The organism is Paenarthrobacter sp. YIM B13468, assembly GCF_042788025.1.
GTDB classification, from domain to species: Bacteria; Actinomycetota; Actinomycetes; order Actinomycetales; family Micrococcaceae; genus Arthrobacter; species Arthrobacter aromaticivorans.
The window spans coordinates 113,253-129,135 of sequence record NZ_JBHZPI010000008.1; the positions used below are offsets into that span (position 1 = coordinate 113,253).

General features: G+C 63.1%; 16 protein-coding genes. 1 reads left to right on the forward strand and 15 read right to left on the reverse strand.

Translation table 11 applies throughout. The annotated features are described in order from the left end of the window. Positions 1-13: 13 nt before the first annotated feature. Entirely contained in the window at positions 14-1,315 is a 1,302-nt protein-coding gene (locus tag ACFX4T_RS09835) for an ABC transporter substrate-binding protein (RefSeq protein WP_377651622.1), read from the reverse strand. Positions 1,316-1,492: 177 nt separating this feature from the next. Here ACFX4T_RS09835 and ACFX4T_RS09840 point away from each other — a divergent pair, with 177 nt between their 5' ends. Next, complete coding sequence (locus tag ACFX4T_RS09840) at positions 1,493-3,700, forward strand: hypothetical protein (RefSeq protein WP_377651623.1); 2,208 nt, start codon at positions 1,493-1,495, stop codon at positions 3,698-3,700. Between the two features lie 76 nt (positions 3,701-3,776). On the opposite strand, the gene ACFX4T_RS09845 is transcribed toward ACFX4T_RS09840, so the two are convergent. From ACFX4T_RS09845 to glyA, 14 genes are all read right to left on the reverse strand, one after another. Then, the gene (locus tag ACFX4T_RS09845; RefSeq protein ID WP_216924878.1) at positions 3,777-3,929 is read right to left on the reverse strand and encodes a hypothetical protein; all 153 of its coding nucleotides are present in this window, start codon (positions 3,927-3,929) and stop codon (positions 3,777-3,779) included. A gap of 25 nt (positions 3,930-3,954) precedes the next feature. Then, positions 3,955-5,040 (reverse strand): YihY/virulence factor BrkB family protein, encoded by a 1,086-nt coding sequence (locus ACFX4T_RS09850; RefSeq protein WP_377651625.1) that lies wholly within the window; start codon positions 5,038-5,040, stop codon positions 3,955-3,957. Beyond that, positions 4,967-5,644, reverse strand: a complete 678-nt coding sequence (locus ACFX4T_RS09855) for a 2'-5' RNA ligase family protein (RefSeq protein ID WP_216924876.1) — start codon at positions 5,642-5,644, stop codon at positions 4,967-4,969. Before ACFX4T_RS09855 ends, ACFX4T_RS09850 begins: the two co-directional genes overlap by 74 nt. A 4-nt stretch (positions 5,645-5,648) precedes the next feature. Further along, positions 5,649-6,773, reverse strand: coding sequence for a tryptophan--tRNA ligase (trpS, locus tag ACFX4T_RS09860; protein WP_377651627.1), 1,125 nt, complete (start codon positions 6,771-6,773; stop codon positions 5,649-5,651). Between the two features lie 20 nt (positions 6,774-6,793). Then, a complete protein-coding gene (locus ACFX4T_RS09865) occupies positions 6,794-7,627 on the reverse strand; it encodes an exodeoxyribonuclease III (RefSeq protein ID WP_377651628.1) in 834 nt (277 codons plus the stop codon). 10 nt (positions 7,628-7,637) lie between these two features. Then, positions 7,638-8,204: a hypothetical protein gene (locus ACFX4T_RS09870; RefSeq protein ID WP_216924873.1), complete on the reverse strand. Its 567-nt coding sequence runs from the start codon at positions 8,202-8,204 to the stop codon at positions 7,638-7,640. 62 nt (positions 8,205-8,266) lie between these two features. Further along, on the reverse strand, positions 8,267-9,100 hold the full coding sequence (locus ACFX4T_RS09875; RefSeq protein WP_377651629.1) for an ABC transporter permease: 834 nt from the start codon (positions 9,098-9,100) through the stop codon (positions 8,267-8,269). Beyond that, positions 9,097-9,936, reverse strand: a complete 840-nt coding sequence (locus ACFX4T_RS09880; protein ID WP_377651698.1) for an ABC transporter permease — start codon at positions 9,934-9,936, stop codon at positions 9,097-9,099. Before ACFX4T_RS09880 ends, ACFX4T_RS09875 begins: the two co-directional genes overlap by 4 nt. A 46-nt stretch (positions 9,937-9,982) precedes the next feature. Further along, complete coding sequence (locus ACFX4T_RS09885) at positions 9,983-10,912, reverse strand: ABC transporter ATP-binding protein (protein WP_377651699.1); 930 nt, start codon at positions 10,910-10,912, stop codon at positions 9,983-9,985. Between the two features lie 149 nt (positions 10,913-11,061). After that, the gene (locus tag ACFX4T_RS09890; protein ID WP_377651630.1) at positions 11,062-11,382 is read right to left on the reverse strand and encodes an SHOCT domain-containing protein; all 321 of its coding nucleotides are present in this window, start codon (positions 11,380-11,382) and stop codon (positions 11,062-11,064) included. Between the two features lie 150 nt (positions 11,383-11,532). After that, positions 11,533-12,198 (reverse strand): response regulator transcription factor, encoded by a 666-nt coding sequence (locus ACFX4T_RS09895; RefSeq protein WP_216924870.1) that lies wholly within the window; start codon positions 12,196-12,198, stop codon positions 11,533-11,535. Beyond that, positions 12,195-13,343 (reverse strand): sensor histidine kinase, encoded by a 1,149-nt coding sequence (locus ACFX4T_RS09900; RefSeq protein ID WP_216924869.1) that lies wholly within the window; start codon positions 13,341-13,343, stop codon positions 12,195-12,197. The genes ACFX4T_RS09895 and ACFX4T_RS09900 overlap by 4 nt, the downstream gene beginning before the upstream one ends. Before the next feature lie 105 nt (positions 13,344-13,448). Beyond that, the gene (locus ACFX4T_RS09905) at positions 13,449-14,342 is read right to left on the reverse strand and encodes a bifunctional methylenetetrahydrofolate dehydrogenase/methenyltetrahydrofolate cyclohydrolase (protein WP_216924868.1); all 894 of its coding nucleotides are present in this window, start codon (positions 14,340-14,342) and stop codon (positions 13,449-13,451) included. A 141-nt stretch (positions 14,343-14,483) separates the two neighbouring features. After that, on the reverse strand, positions 14,484-15,776 hold the full coding sequence (gene glyA / locus ACFX4T_RS09910; protein WP_223948334.1) for a serine hydroxymethyltransferase: 1,293 nt from the start codon (positions 15,774-15,776) through the stop codon (positions 14,484-14,486). Between the last annotated feature and the right edge of the window lie 107 nt (positions 15,777-15,883).

A 15,883-nucleotide genomic window follows, 5' to 3' on the forward strand; every position in this document is an offset into this window, starting at 1 on the left:
CGTTGGCGTTCGGCTATTTCCCGATGGCCGCTTTGCTCTCACTAAGCCACTGCTCGGCGGCCTTCTCCGGCGTCAGTCGCTTGAAGAGGACATCCGTGTTGATGCGCGCCGTAATCTCGGAGACTGCCGTGGAGCCCGTGGGGCCAATGTAGGTGGGGGCGAAATCCATCTTGCCGATCTGGTCGATATAGGCGGCCTCAACCTTGCCCTGGGGCGTCAACAGGTCCTGGATGGCCGTGCGCATTCCTGCATTGCTGGGGACCCCGCGGTCGCTCTGGATGATCTTGGCTGCGGACTCATTGTTCACGAGGAAGCTGACCAGCTTGGCAGCGGCATCGGTGTGTTTGCTGCGGGCAGAGATGGTGTAGAACTGCGAGGACTGAAGCCAAATGCCCGGCGTGGGAGTCTCGCCGGGGAGCTTGAGTATTTTCAGGTCTGCTCCGGAGGCCTTGCTCAGCGCGGATAGCGAGTTGCTCCACGTGAGCATCATGCCCGCCTGGCCCATACCCATGAGTGTCTGCTCAGTGCTGACGTTAAGCTTCTCCACCGTCTCGGAAGCACTGGGTGCAGCTCCTGACTCGCTGAGCTTCAGGGAGTAGTCGAAGTAGGCCTGCACCGTGTCCTTATCCAGGCCGAGCTGGCCGTCCTGGGTGTAAAGGGACTTGCCGCGCTGGCGGGCAAAGGCGTCCAGGGAATCGTGCGTGAGGACAGTCGCTGTTCCATAAGTGCCTTTAGGGCTCTTGGCCGTGATGTCGCCTGCGATCCTGGCGAAGTCCTCCCAGGACCATTTACTATCGTCCGGAAGCGCGACGCCGGCAGCTTGGAAGACGGCCGGGTTCACGACGATTGCCAAGGCATTGGCTCCCGTGGAGACCCCGTACTGCTTACCTTGGACTTGGCCATTCTCCAGGGCACCTTGATCCATGGCGGACAGATCCAGTGAGCCCTTGACCTTTGACAGGTCTAGCAGTGCCCCGCGGTTTGCATACTCGGCCGGGTATGCCCCGCCCATGGTGATGACGTCCGGGGCGTCATTGGCCGCCACCTGGGTAGCCAGCTTGTCGAAGTAGCCACCGATGTCCCCATATTCAGGCTTCACCTTGATATTGGGGTTGGCCGCCTCGAACTCCTTGATGGCTTTGGTGGTCAGCTCCGCCCTGCCTGCGTTGCCCCACCAGGAAAACCGGATCTCCACCGGTCCGTCGTCGGGTTTGTCGGATGCAGGAGCGGAACACGCCGCGGTGAGGCCAAGCATGCCCACAGCGGCCACGAAGGCTAGTGACTTTTGGATGGTTCGAAGAGATTTACGCGCCATTGGGTAAGCTTCTTTCATTGTCAGAAAACGGTTCCTGAAACGTATCAAGTGGGTCTATGCTCGTCAATAGTTATGAGCATGAACTATTTCAGTGGACGTGAGACACCCCCAGAAAGGCGCGGAGTGCAGAGCCAAAACGCAATCCCACCAGAGCCGGCATCCCCAAACCCGGCGACAATGACCAACACCGAAAGAATTGACCGTAAAGCCCTCGCTCAGCGGCACAACGTGCATCAGAGCCGCCTTGACCCCAGGAGTCCAGTGACCGTGGGCAACGGCGAGTTCGCCTTCACCATGGACCTCACTGGCCTTCAAACCATGCCGGAGGCCTACCCCGTGGGAGCCCGGGACGATCTGCCCCCCGGAACACTCCTCGGTACCCAGGCCCAGTGGGGGTGGCACTCCACACCCCCCGCCCAACCCTTCGACCTCGCAGGCTCTACAGTCCTCTACGATTCACCCCGAGGGCCTGTGCCCTACGTGGACATGGTGGGTGACATCGTCAACGACCGCGAAACTGACACGTCCTTGGCCGAAACGTGGTTGCGGGCAAACCCGCATCGCCTGGACTTGGGGCGCATCGGCTTCCGCTGGCTGGAGCATGGCACGGCGCGCTCCATCCTTGAGGCTGAGATCACCGACACCGAACAAACACTCGATTTGTGGTCGGGAGTAGTTACCAGCCGCTTCACCTTGGCCGGACACCCCGTCAAGGTCACGACGGCGTGCCATCCCGACCGCGACGAGCTCGGCTTCCGCGTCGAGTCGCCAGCATTAGGGGCCGGCCTGATTGTCGGCATCGGCTTCCCCTACGGCTCCGAGGCGTGGCATGACGCGGCTGACTGGAATAGTCCGGACGCCCACACCACCTCGCTCGGACAACCAACGCCATCCCATCAGCACAGGGGTTCCACCCAGTGGACCGCACTCCGGGAACTGGACGACTCCCGCTATCAGGTGGTGGTTACGGGGCATGACCTTGACGTGGAGCAAACCGGAACACACGACCTCCGCATTGCGCCCCGCCGCGGACAGGCAAACCCCCTCGTTCTCGACTTCTCCGTTGCCTTCGTTTCCGCAGGAGATGGCGGCTGTATCCCGCGAGGCGCCTCCATTCGAGGCCAGGCGGCAACGGCGGTGGGCAGCGCTCCAGAACCAGGCCCCGGCGTCGAGCTTTCACCTGCCCGTAGCGTGGCCGCAGCTTCCGAGGCCTATTGGCCCGAATTCTGGTCCTCCGGAGGGGCGATCGAGCTCGACGCGACCGATGATCCCCGGGCCAAGGAGCTGGAACGCCGTATTGTCCTCTCGCAATACCTGACCGCGGTCAACTGCTCGGGCTCGTTACCGCCCCAGGAAACGGGTCTTGTCTGCAACTCCTGGCGAGGCCGCTTCCATTTGGAAATGCACTGGTGGCACGCCGCCCACTTCGCGCACTGGAACCGTGCGGATCTGCTCCTGCCATCGCTACGGTGGTACTCCACAGCGCTGGAAACCTCCCGTCAAACCGCAAAGGCGCAGAGATTCGACGGCGTCCGCTGGCCCAAGCAGGTCGGACCGGACGGCCGGGAAAGCCCAAGTCCCATCGGGACATTCCTCATATGGCAGCAGCCACACCCCATTCACTTGGCCGAGCTTGTGTACCGGGCAAATCCCAGCCATGAAGTGCTGAAAGAATTTTCGGAGATCGTTTTTGAGTCAGCGGCATTCATGGCCGACTTCGCACATCCCACTTCCCGAGGGTTCGAACTGGGGCCTCCATTGATTCCGGCACAGGAAAGCTACGGCTCCATCCGGGCCAAGGTCACCAATCCCACGTTTGAGTTGGCCTACTGGCAGTGGGCTCTTCGTACGGCGGCTGCGTGGCGGGAACGTCTCGGTCTGGAACCCGTGGAAGCGTGGACTGACGTTGCGGACGCTTTGGTGAAGCCACGTGTGGTAAATGGCGTCTACGCCGCCATCGACGTGGAGCCCTTCACCATCCGCACGGACCACCCTTCGATGCTGTGCGCGCTTGGCGTCCTGCCTCTGACGGACTTGATTGATGCGGACATCATGCGCGCTACCCTGTCGGATGTCCTGACGGACTGGGATTGGGGCAGTACCTGGGGTTGGGACTATCCCGTAATGGCAATGACCGCCGCCCGGCTCGAGGATCCTGAGGCCGCAGTCGATGCCCTGCTGCTGGACGCCGGGAAAAACACCGTCCTGCCTAATGGACACAACCGCCAAACGGACTCGTTGCCGCTCTACTTGCCTGGGAATGGTGGGCTCCTGGCCGCCGTGGCGCTCATGGCAGCTGGCTGGGACAACGGACCGGCCCGCCACGCACCAGGTTTCCCAGCTGACTGGACCGTTGCGTGGGAAGGTCTCGTCCGGGCACCCTAGCCAGACTGATAGCAACCCGGGGTCACTTACGGCCCATAATCCGCAACAGGATGGGCCGTAAGTGACCCCGCGTTGCTTATTCGCGGCGGGGTCCTAGGGCCGCTCCAACCAAGGCGCCCAAGCCGAGGCCAACCAGGATTCCCACAAAGGGAGAGTTGAAGACAAGCTGGCCAACCACCAGCCCTGCAGCGGTTCCCAGGAGGCAAGCGATCCACAGCTGGTTGTTCATGAAACCTCCTGGAAGAAAACAACTCTTACGTCTGGGGCGTCGTGCGGCGTGAACCGAGGATCTTCTTGTGCGGGGTCTCCCCTGCCTGCAGGTCAGCCTCGCGGATAGCGGCCCACGAAGCCGAAACAAGATACACCTGGCTTACCAGGTTGAACCAAATCAGAAGGCCGATGATGATGGCGAACGAGGCGAGGACAGGGTTCTGTCCTGCCCGGGCGAGGAGTTCGGTACTGAATAGCTGAAGCACGGTGGTCCCGGTACCGGCCAGCGCAACACCTTCGATGAATGCCCGGCGCCCCAGCTTGAGGCCACCGGCGATATGGAACAACACGGCCGCCGTCGCGCAGTTCAGCAGGAGGGGGACGACGACCTTGACCACGGCCGCCACAGGCCCCGCAACTGCTTCGTCCAATCGAAGGAGGTCGAAGATCCAGGCAGCGGCCGTGCCAAAGATCAGAGATGCGCCAGCACTGACCACGAGGATCACGCCAAGGAGCAGGAGGGTGCCGGCGTCAACAAGTTTCTGCAGGATGGGGCTGCGCTTGAGCGGATCAGCATCCATCACGCCCCGCAGGCCTTCCCTGACACTGGCAATCCACCCAAGGGACGTGAAGATGGTTACCGCAGCCGCGATGACCGCTGTCCATCCAAGCCCTGAGGGATTGAGCAGCGTTTGCGGATCAACCAGTCCCTCGCCGCCATTTACCTGGAGGAGTCCCGGAGCTGCAGAGGCCACGCTGCGAATGACGGCGTCTTCGAGAACCGGGTTGCCTCCCAGGACGATTCCGGCGATGGCGAAACCCGTGGTGAGGAGACCTGTGACGGAGAAGAACATATTGAAGCCGATGCCGGCACTTAGGAGAGGCCCATGCTGCCGGGTGTAGTTCTGGAAGGAGCGCATGGCCCGGTTAGTGTTCAGCCTTGCGAGCAGGACGGCGAGAAGGGCTCCGGCCCTCTTCGGCAGGCCTTCTCCGGCACGCTTGACATGGCCCCAGTCCTGCCGCTTGTGAAGAAGTTGAAGTTTTAGCTTTGCCAGCTCAGTTGGCAGCGGAGGACTTCCCGCCGGTGGATGTTGATTCCGCCTGCTGCGTTTCGTCAGTGTCGCCGCCAAAGTCGAGCTCTTCCCGTAGCTGCCAAATTCCATTGGTGTCGTGCTCGTAAAGTCCCATGCTAACCACTGGGAAGGTTGCCCGGTAATCTCTCAGGACCGTTTCGGCCTCGTCCAGATTTTCCTTGGCGACATCATGGGCCACTGTGACATGCGGGTGGTACGGGAAGGGAAGCAAACGCTCAAGCGGACCCGTCTGGAGCTTTTCGTGCAGTTGCACGCACTCTTCAAAGCCTTCTTCGACGTTGACGAAAACCACGGGCGAAACGGGTCTGAACGAACCGGTCCCGGAGATGGTGATGGTGAATGGTTCCTGTGAGCGGGCAACCTCGCGCACGTGGTCCCTTGTGGCTTCCCAGTCCTGCGTTGGCGTTGTGGTGATGAGCGTGATGTGGGCAGGGATGACCTCGGCCATGGGATCGCCAAAGGATGCCCGCCAGGCCTGCAGTTCCCGCGCAACCTCCGGCGGGAAGCCGAGGATCACGCCAACGCACATGGTGTCACCGGCACCGCAGTCGGTGCCGGTGACAGCGGGCTGGCGCGATTCGTCCCGACCGACGCCTTGAAGGGTATCGGTCTTGACGTTGAGCTGGCCAGCTGCGCACATGAACTTAGCGGACTCCTTGCTCGCTGCGGTAGGCATCCCCGCGGTACGGCAGGAAGCCTACCTTGGAGTAGACATCGGCGAGCGTCGCCGAGGCGATCTCACGCGCTTTATCCGCACCGTGAGCCAGCAACCGGTCGAGTTCGGCAGGGTCTGCCAGGAGTTCGTTGGCGCGCTCACGAATGGGTGCGAGGTGTCCGGAGACGAGCTCGGCGAGGTCTACCTTCAGGTGCCCATACATCTTGCCTTGGTAATCGGCCACGATCTTCTCCACCGGAGTGCCGCTGATAGCCGAGTAGATGGTGAGCAAGTTGGAGACCCCGGGCTTGGTCTCGCGGTCGTAGCGGATCTCGGTCTCAGTGTCTGTGACGGCGGATTTGATGCGCTTTGCCACCGTCTTGGGGTCGTCCAGCAAGTTGATGAGGCCCGCGGGCGATTCAGCAGACTTGGACATCTTGGCCGTGGGGTTCTGGAGATCGTAGATCTTTGCCGATTCCTTCTGGATGAAGGGCTCGGGCACCTGGAAGGTCTCGCCGAAACGGCTGTTGAAGCGGTTGGCGAGGTCCCGGCTGAGCTCCACGTGCTGGCGCTGGTCTTCGCCCACGGGTACGCCGTGCGGCTGATAGAGCAGGATGTCTGCAGCCTGCAGGATGGGGTAGGTGAACAGGCCGACGCTGGCGTGGTCCGAGCCTTGCTTCTGTGCCTTGTCTTTGAACTGCGTCATGCGGCCGGCTTCACCCATGCCCGTGATGCAGTTCAGTACCCAAGCAAGCTGGGCGTGCTCGGGGACCTGAGATTGCACGAACAGTGTGCACTTCTGCACGTCCACGCCACCGGCAATGTACTGGGCGGCAGTGACCCTGGTGCGGCGGGCGAGCTCGGCAGGATCCTGCGGAACGGTGATGGCGTGCAAATCCGGAATGAAGAAGACAGCATCGTACTCGTCCTGCATACGAACCCAGTTGACCAAAGCGCCAAGATAGTTGCCAAGGTGCAGGGAGTCAGCCGAGGGCTGCATGCCTGAAAGGACGCGCTGCTTGGCGCCAACGGCAAGCTTGGTGGAGGTCACGGAACTCCCGCTGGGCAGTGTGGCGGCTGGGGTGCCGGTTTCAGTCGTGATGGAGCTAGTCATGAGCAATACTTTCGTGAAGCTTAGAGCCGGTAGTCCACTACCAGCGGTGCATGGTCGGAGAAGCGGGTGTCCCACGAAGGCGCCCGGTCCACGACAGCCGAGAACGCGGCTGCTGCAAGTCCGGGAGTAGCCAGGTGGTAGTCGATGCGCCAGCCTGTGTCAGTGTCAAAGGCCTTTCCGCGCTGGGACCACCAGGTGTAGGGGCCGGCGACATTTCCTGCCAGGCCCCTGTGGACATCCCTCCATCCGATTTCTTCACCCAGGAAGCGGTCAAAATAAGCGCGCTCCTCTGGCAGGAAGCCGGCACGCTTGACGTTGCCCTTCCAGTTCTTGATGTCCAGTTCGGTGTGCCCGACGTTGAGGTCGCCAACTACCAGCGCGTGATCGCTGTGCTTGGCGAGCTCGGGGAGACGGGTGGTCATGGCGTCCAGGAAGCGGTACTTGTCCTCCTGCTTGGGCGTGACTGCCTCACCCGAGTGAACGTAAGCGCTGACCACGGACAACGTGGAGTATTCGCCTGCGATGTTCCTGACGGAGAAATCCGCTTCAACCCAGCGGCCCGCGGTGGCGAAGTAGTCATCGCCGATCCCGATCCGGGTGGCCGTGGGCTCCTCGCGGGAAGCAATGGCAACCCCTGCGCGGCCCTTTGCCTCAGCCTCAGCGTGGAGGATGTACCAGCCTTCGCCGATCAGCGTGTTGACGATGGCATCAGGAGCGCGCACTTCCTGCAGGCAGAGGATGTCCACTTCGCGTGGCTCCAGCCATTCCGCCATGCCGTTCTTGTAGGCAGCCCGAAGGCCATTGACGTTGACCGATGCGATGCGAAGGAAGTCCTTCTTCAATGCCGTACTCACCCGGTCTACTCTAGTCGATGATGGTGCCGGCCACGGGCTCGTCCGAGCCACCTGAGGACTTGATCATGTCCCGGGCATTGGTTGCGGTGATCGCGATGGTTTCCAGCGCGCGGTTGATGGTGTCCTGGTTTGCCGCTGCACCCTTGGCACGTTCCTCATCCACAACGCGCACCTGCACCTGGACAATCTTGAAGGAGTGGTCCAGCTTGAGGTCCCGTACCTCATCGGCCTGGCTTCGTTCCGCGACAACGCGGGTGCCGCCGCTGTCAGCCGAGGACGACGACGGCGCGCGGCCGGTTGCCGAGTTGAATGCGGCTTGCGCTTCGCTCAATTTAGCTCCGGCGCGCTTCGCGGCCCTTCGAATGCTGAACACCACGAAGGCGGCGAGCGCGAGCCAACCGAAGGCGACCACCGCAACTACCCAACCCACAAAGTCGTTCTGGTTGGCCGCGAAAATAACGGCCACCACGAAAGCGATGATGACTACGGTCATCCCCAGGCCGCCGATGCGGAAGCCTTTGAAAAGGCTTCTACCGGACGAGGACGTGGACGGGTGCGGGTCGCCGAGAGATTGCATGAGTCAATTGTCGCAAACCCCCGAAGGTGCCTGCGCAGCTTCCACGGACGGCGAACATTTCATCACTTCAGGAACAGCTGTCGCAGCCGTCCGGTGGTCAGCATAATGCCAAGCGCGATCATCACCAGGTAGTAGCCAACGTGGATGGCTGTTGCCGGGCTGAAGGAGCCCACGCTGATCTGCCGCAGCAGTTCAACCCCGTGCCATAGGGGCATGGCTTGGATGAACCACTGGATGACCTGGGGATAGACGCTGAGCGGGTAGAACGTGGCACTGAACAGGAACATGGGCAAGAGGATGAAGTTGATCCAGTCCATTTGCTGGAACGTCTTCATGAAGCTGGTGATGCCCATGCCGAAGCTCGCGAAGCCGAAGGCAATCAGCACTGACGCGGGGATGACCAGGATGGCCCACCAGGTATTGAGAAGGCCCATAACCCCCATCACCGCGGTGAATCCCGTGGCGTAGAGAAGACCCCGCAACAGTGCCAGGAAAATCTCCCCCATGGCCACGTCCAGCGGCCCGAGGGATGTGTAGAGCATGCCTTGGTACAGCTTGGCGAAATTCATCTTGAAGAAGACGTTCCAGGTGGAATCGTAGATTGCACCGTTCATGGCTGAGACTGCCAGGAGTGCGGGCGCTATGTAGGCCGCATAGCTGATGTCTTCGCCGCCAGGTCCCTGGACTGTGCCCACGATCGAGCCCATCCCAACGCCCATGGCCAACAGGAAGAGAACGGGCTCGAAGAACCCTGACAGCAACACCAGCCAGGTGCTGGACTTCGCAGCCATGAGGCCACGGGCTACCACGGCCTTGGCGTTGCGCGAATAGAGCGGACCGAACTTTCGCTCGCGGGCGATATCCGTGGCGCTGTGGCCGCCGGTCAGGATACTCATGAGCCCATCCTCTTCACGAACTGGCGCCGGACCAGTAGCCAGCCAGCCGTAGCGGTCGCCAGGAGGTACACCACATGCGTAATGGTCAGCAAGGGGTTCTCGTCCATGCCATAGGTGACGACCCGCCCCAGCTCAGTTCCGTGCCACACAGGCGATATCCAGCCGATCCAGCGGACAGCCCACGGCAGCGTGTCCAAGGGAAAGAACGTGCCCGAGAACAGAAACAGTGGCATGACGATGAACCGCTGCACCAAAGCAAACTGTCCCTTGTCCTGGGTGATGCTGGCGGCATAGGCCATGAGTGGCAGGCCGAAGGACAACGCCGCCACGGTCGCGACCACTGCGGCCACCCATCCCCACGGACTCGGCGAAGCCCCGAACATGGCCACCACCGCTAAGTAGACCACCGACTGCAGCAGGAACCTGAGCGTGCTTGCCATGATGTGGCCGCTCGCTATTTGCTGCGGTACCAGGGGCGAGGCATGCGGCCCATAGAACACCCGCCGCCATTTGAAGCCGTCCATGATGGGGTAGGAGAATTCGCCGGAAGCCGTCATGACTGCCGCTGACACCAGCAGCGCAGGTGCCACGAATTCGAGGTAGCTGACGCCACCAAACACGGATTCGCTGTTCGCATCAACAAGGCTTGCCAGCCCCACTCCCATGGCGAACAAGTAGGCCACGGGCTGCCCCACGCTGTAGAGCACCACGGACCAGCCGTAATTGCGCATGACCCGGAGCACTTGTTCCGCATAGAAAAAGGAACCCCAACGCCGCGCCCTGGCCGCCGAGACGGCGGGCGGGTGTGCCCGCAACGGCTGCTCCGCCGTCGTGATTGGTTTGGCGGCTCCATCTCCGGGAGGGCCGCTGGTCAACGGATCCCTAGTCAACGAGGCTCCTGCCGGTGAGCCGCAGGAACACGTCCTCCAGGGAGGAACGGCGCACCAGGGACGTGATCGGGCGCAGCCCGCGCGCCGAAACCTGCTCCAGGGCGGCCTCGCCGTCGTGCGCGTAGATGAGCACCCTGTCAGGAAGTGTCTCGAGCCGCTCGCCGATGCCCTGAAGTTCGACGCCGATACGCGAGTTCCGCTCGGACCCGAACCTGAGTTCAAGTACTTCGCGGGAGGAGTGCTCGCGGATCAAGCTGGCCGGCGAACCCTCGGCCATGATCTTGCCCTTGTCCACCACGATCAGGCGGTCGCAGAGCTGCTCTGCCTCGTCCATGTAGTGGGTGGTCAGGATCAGTGTGACGCCGTTTTCCTTGAGCCGGAAAAGGCGGTCCCAGAGGATGTGCCGGGCTTGCGGGTCAAGGCCGGTGGTGGGCTCATCGAGCAGGAGGATGCGGGGTTCGTTGATGAGCGACCGCGCGATGGTGAGCCGCCGTTTCATGCCGCCGGACAGCGCATCCACTTTGGAGTTGGCCTTGTCCGTGAGCTGCGCGAATTCCAGGAGCTCGTCCGCTTTGGGCCGCAAGTAGCTCAGCGGCAGGCCGAAGTAACGGCCATAGACGATCAGGTTCTCGCGGACCTTCAGTTCTTCGTCAAGGTTGTCCTGCTGCGGAACGACCCCCAGGTGTGCCCTGACTTCGGGACCATGTGATTCCGGGTCCAGGCCCATGATGTTCAGCGTTCCTGAAGTGCGCTGCGAGACGCCGCCGATCATTTTCATGGTGGTGGATTTGCCCGCGCCGTTGGGGCCGAGCAGACCAAAGGACTCCCCCGCCGGAACATCGAAGGAGATGTTGTCCACGGCTGTGAGCTCGCCATAGGTCTTGGTGAGGTTCCGCGCGCTGATGACGGTGGGTGGGTTCATGTCGAAGCTGGTTTGCCACGATTCGGAGTGTGTTGCAGAGCCGGTTGCTTCATTGTGCACCCTCAGCAGACTAGTAGCGCCAACGAATATGTGAAAGGGCTCTTGCAGATATTTTTGCAAGAGCCCTCTCGTTTTCGCTTCCGTCCAGGTCAGGACGGTGGCTGCGAGCGCAATACCTCCAACCGCTGCCGGAACTCCGTCTCATCAATTTCGCCCCGTGCATACCGTTCGCGCAGCACGCCCTCAGCACCCTGGGTTGCTGCCCAGTGATGGTTGCGGCGCCAAGCCCGCCGGCCGACGAAAATGAATAGGAAAATCACGAGGATCCAGAACAGCGGGAATAGGAGGAAGAACGGCCAAAACGTACCGTCACCCCAGGGACCGTGCGCGGCGACGGTGGCCGGCAGCTGTGCCAGCGCTCCCCCGCGCGTGGTGGTCTCCCCGACGATTGAAGTCAATGCGGTGAACATGTCAGTGATCCAAACTCTCTCCGCCGTTTCCCGGCGTGAACCGTCTTTCGGCTCTGGTTCGAGTCTGCCCGCGGACGGTCGGCGGGACGTCCGCCGTCGGGAGTCACCTGAAGGCGCTGCCATACTCCCTTGGGAGGCGGTGGTAGCCCGTCAGCTGCTCCAGCCTGGCCTCACCAGCCCTGATTCATACGCGAGCACCACCAGTTGGGAGCGGTCGCGGACCATCAGCTTGGTCATGATGCGCGATACGTGGGTCTTCGCAGTCAGCGGGGTGATGAACAGGCGTTCGGCGATCTCTGCATTGTTTAGGCCCTCGCCCACCAAGGCCAAGACTTCGCGTTCGCGTTCCGTCACCTGTTCGAGGGGAATCACTTTTCCTGCCGCCCGGCTCTGGGACGCCATTTGTGCCATGATCCGCCGGGTGACCGAGGGCGAGAGCAACGCATCGCCGTCGTGGACCACCCGGACGGCGCGGATGAGCTCCGTAGGTTCGGTGTCCTTGACCAGGAAACCAGCTGCGCCCGCGCGGACGGCCTCGGCGATGTACTCGTCGAGCTCGAAGGTTGTCAGGATGATGATGCGTGTGCCGGACAGGGTTGGGTCGGCAAGAATCCTGCGGGTGGCGGTGAGGCCGTCGTCGTCGGGCATCCGGATGTCCATGAGGATGACGTCCGGTTTGTCGCGCGCCGCCAGCCTCACTGCCTCCCTGCCCGTGCCGGCCTCGGACACCACTTCCATGTCCGGTTCAGCGTCCAGGAGGGCACGGAAGCCCGCCCGGATGAGGGTCTGGTCATCGGCGAGGAGGATGCGGATCATGGGTGGTTTCCTTCCGCCTGGTCTGTTGTGGGCAGCAGCGCCTCTACGCGGAGCCCGGGCTGGAGTTCGTGCAGCGTGAGCGTCCCGCCCAAGGCGACCGCCCTCTCGCGCATCCCCGTGAGGCCGTTGCCCGGGAGCGCCCCGCCCATGCCCGCGCCGTCGTCGTCTATCCGGACAGTCAGGGCCTCCTCCGCATGGGAAAGATGTACGACGGCGGATTGGGCACCTGAGTGCCTGCCGACGTTGGTCAGGGCTTCCTGGATGATCCGGTACGCCGCTTCCTGCTGGGCCAGGCCGACGAGATCATGGTTCGACTGGTCCTCGAAGCGCACCTGCAGGCCCCCCAGCTCCGCGATCTTCACAAGTTCGGGGATCCTGGCAAGCGTAGGGCGGGCCGCCGGGGCAAGCGGGACGTCCTCCCGCAACACGCCCAGGAGTTGCCGGACTTCCGTGAGGGATTCCTTGCTGGCTGCCTTGATGGCCTCCAGAGCAGGCCTGAGTTTCGCGGGATCGTCCGAGCCCACGTGCAAGGCTACAGATGCCTGCACGTTGATCATGGACAAGGAATGAGCCACCACATCGTGGATATCGCGGGCGAGCGTGAGCCGGTATTCATCGCGTTCGGCCTTCCGGGCGGCCTCCCGGCGGCGTCGGTATTCCGCGAACCGCTCGCTCCGGCGTCGGAATCCCTGTCCTATCAGCACCAAAATGGCAGCCCATCCCACCCCGGCTGAAGCGCGGAGGGGCCAGTTGGGATCGCCGCTGAGTGCGGCCGCGAACACCACTGCGGCAGCGGCGATTCCGGCCCCCACCCACGCCTGCCAGCGCAAACCCGCCGACGACGTGAGAACTATGGCCACCGCCAGGGAGAGCGGAATGGGACCCCAGGGGTAGCCCAGGCCAACATAGGCCCCCGTGGCCACGAGGGCGACGGGAAGCATAACCGCAGGCGCCCGCCTCCGGAACGCCAGTCCCGCAGGCCCGGCCAGCAGCAACAGGATCGCAAGCGCGTCCAACGGGCGTGGGGCGTCCTGATGGCCCGCGGAGAAAAGCGTCCCCGCCACCTGGATGAGGGCCACCGTGATGACGATGAAGCTCGTGGGTGGGCCTGCAAAACGGCGGCCACCAGGGAAACGGGGTTGCATACACCGAGCCTAGCTTTGGTCCCGGGTGTTCGTCGTCGGGTTAACGGAGCAGGGCGACTACTCCCGAAGGAGTAGACGCCCTGCGTTTTCGACTGCTGGTACGCCTCAGGCGATGCCCGCTGCGCGCTCGGCGCTCTCCACAACGTTGGCGAGCAGCATGGCGCGGGTCATCGGACCCACGCCGCCCGGGTTCGGGGACAGCCAGGCGGCGACGTCGGCAGCTGCCGGGTCCACGTCTCCGGTGACCACAGCCTTGCCGTTACTGTCCTCCACGCGGCTGACACCGACGTCGAGCACTACTGCGCCCGGCTTCAGGTCTCCAGCCTTGATCATGTGCGGCACGCCTGCAGCGGCAATCACGACGTCGGCCTGCTTGAGTTCCGCGGGCAGGTCAACGGTGCCCGTGTGCGCCAGGATGACCGTGGCGTTGACTTCCCTGCGGGTGAGCAGGAGGCCGATCGGGCGGCCAATGGTGACGCCGCGGCCCACTACCAGGACGCGCTTGCCGTTGAGCTCGATGCCGTGCCGGCGCATCAGTTCCACACAGCCCTTGGGTGTGCAGGGAAGCGGGGACTTCATTTCGCCACTGACGTTGGCCACCAGGCGGCCAAGGTTCATGGGGTGCAGGCCATCGGCGTCCTTGTTCGGATCCATGGCTTCCAGGATGACGTCCTGGTCAATGTGCTTGGGCAGCGGCAACTGGACGATGTAGCCCGTGCATTCCGGGTTCTCGTTGAGTTCGCGGACAACCTTCAGGAGGTCTTCCTGGGTGATGTCCTCGGGCAGGTCCCGGCGGATGGACTGGATGCCCACCTCGGCGCAGTCCTTGTGCTTGCCGCCGACGTACCAGGTGCTGCCGGGGTCCGAACCCACCAGGATGGTGCCCAGGCCTGGGACGATGCCCTTTGCTGCGAGGACGGAAACGCGTTCGGTCAGTTCTGCCTTGATGGCTGCGGCGGTGGCCTTGCCGTCAAGGATCTGTGCGGTGGACTGTGTCATTCCATCTGCTCTTTCTGGTGGTGACCTATTCAAAGGTTCATGCAACGGGACCCGCCGCCGATGGTGTGGCGGCGGATCCCGTTGTTTCCGGGCCATGCCCGGGTGGTGCTTATGTGCGCTTTTTGCCGAGGGAGCGGCGGGTTACCACTGCTCGTGCTGCGGGTACAGCGGGAAGTCCGCGGCGAGCTTGTCCACTCGGGCCTGGAGGGACTCGACGTCGGTGGCGGAGCCTGCCTTCAGCGCGGTGGCGATGATCTCGGCAACCTCGGTGAACTCGGTGGCACCGAATCCGCGGGTAGCCAGTGCAGGCGTACCGATGCGGAGGCCGGAGGTGACCATCGGCGGGCGGGGGTCGAACGGAACGGCGTTGCGGTTCACGGTGATGCCCACCGAGTGCAGGAGGTCTTCAGCCTGCTGGCCGTCCAGCTGCGAGTTACGCAGGTCCACGAGGACCAGGTGGACGTCGGTGCCGCCGGTGAGGACCGAAACGCCTGCCTCGGCAACGTCGGACTGGTTGAGACGGTCTGCAATGATCTTGGCGCCCTCAAGCACGCGCTCCTGGCGTTCCTTGAATTCCTCGCTGCCGGCGATCTTGAAGGCAACAGCCTTGGCCGCGATGACGTGCATGAGCGGACCGCCCTGCTGGCCGGGGAAGACGTTGGAGTTGATCTTCTTGCCGTACTGTTCCTTGGCCAGGATCACGCCGGAACGCGGTCCTGCGAGGGTCTTGTGCACGGTGGAGGTGACGACGTCGGAGTGCGGCACGGGGCTCGGGTGCAGGCCTGCTGCAACCAGGCCGGCGAAGTGTGCCATGTCCGTCCAGAGGAGCGCGCCAACCTCGTCCGCGATGGAGCGGAAGGCCGCGAAGTCCAGGTGGCGGGGGTACGCGGACCAGCCGGCGATGATGACCTGCGGCTTCTCCGCGATGGCCTGCTCGCGCAGCTTGTCCATGTCCACGCGGAAGGTGTCTTCTTCCACCTGGTAGGCAGCAACCTGGTAGAGCTTGCCGGAGAAGTTCAGCTTCATGCCGTGGGTCAGGTGGCCACCGTGCGCCAGGGAGAGGCCGAGGATCTTGTCGCCCGGAGTGATCATGGCGGACAGTGCTGCGGCGTTCGCCTGGGCACCGGAGTGCGGCTGTACGTTGGCGTACTCGGCACCGAAGAGTTCCTTGACGCGGTCGATCGCCAGCTGCTCCGCGACGTCGACGTATTCACAGCCGCCGTAGTAGCGGCGGCCCGGGTAACCCTCGGCGTACTTGTTGGTCAGGACGGAGCCCTGTGCTTCCATCACGGCGCGCGGGGCGAAGTTTTCGGAGGCGATCATTTCCAGGGTGCCGCGCTGGCGGCCGAGTTCCTGGTCGAGGACTGCTGCGATCTCGGGATCGAGCTCAGCGAGCGACTGGTTGCTGACAGTCGCGGAAGTGGTGGTAGGCACGGAGATCTCCTGGCTAGGCAACGGGTGGTGCTACAGGTCAGGCTACCGGCAGCAGCATTCCCGCGTCCCCTTGATTACGGAGGCATTGGTCACGTGCGTGCAGCGGT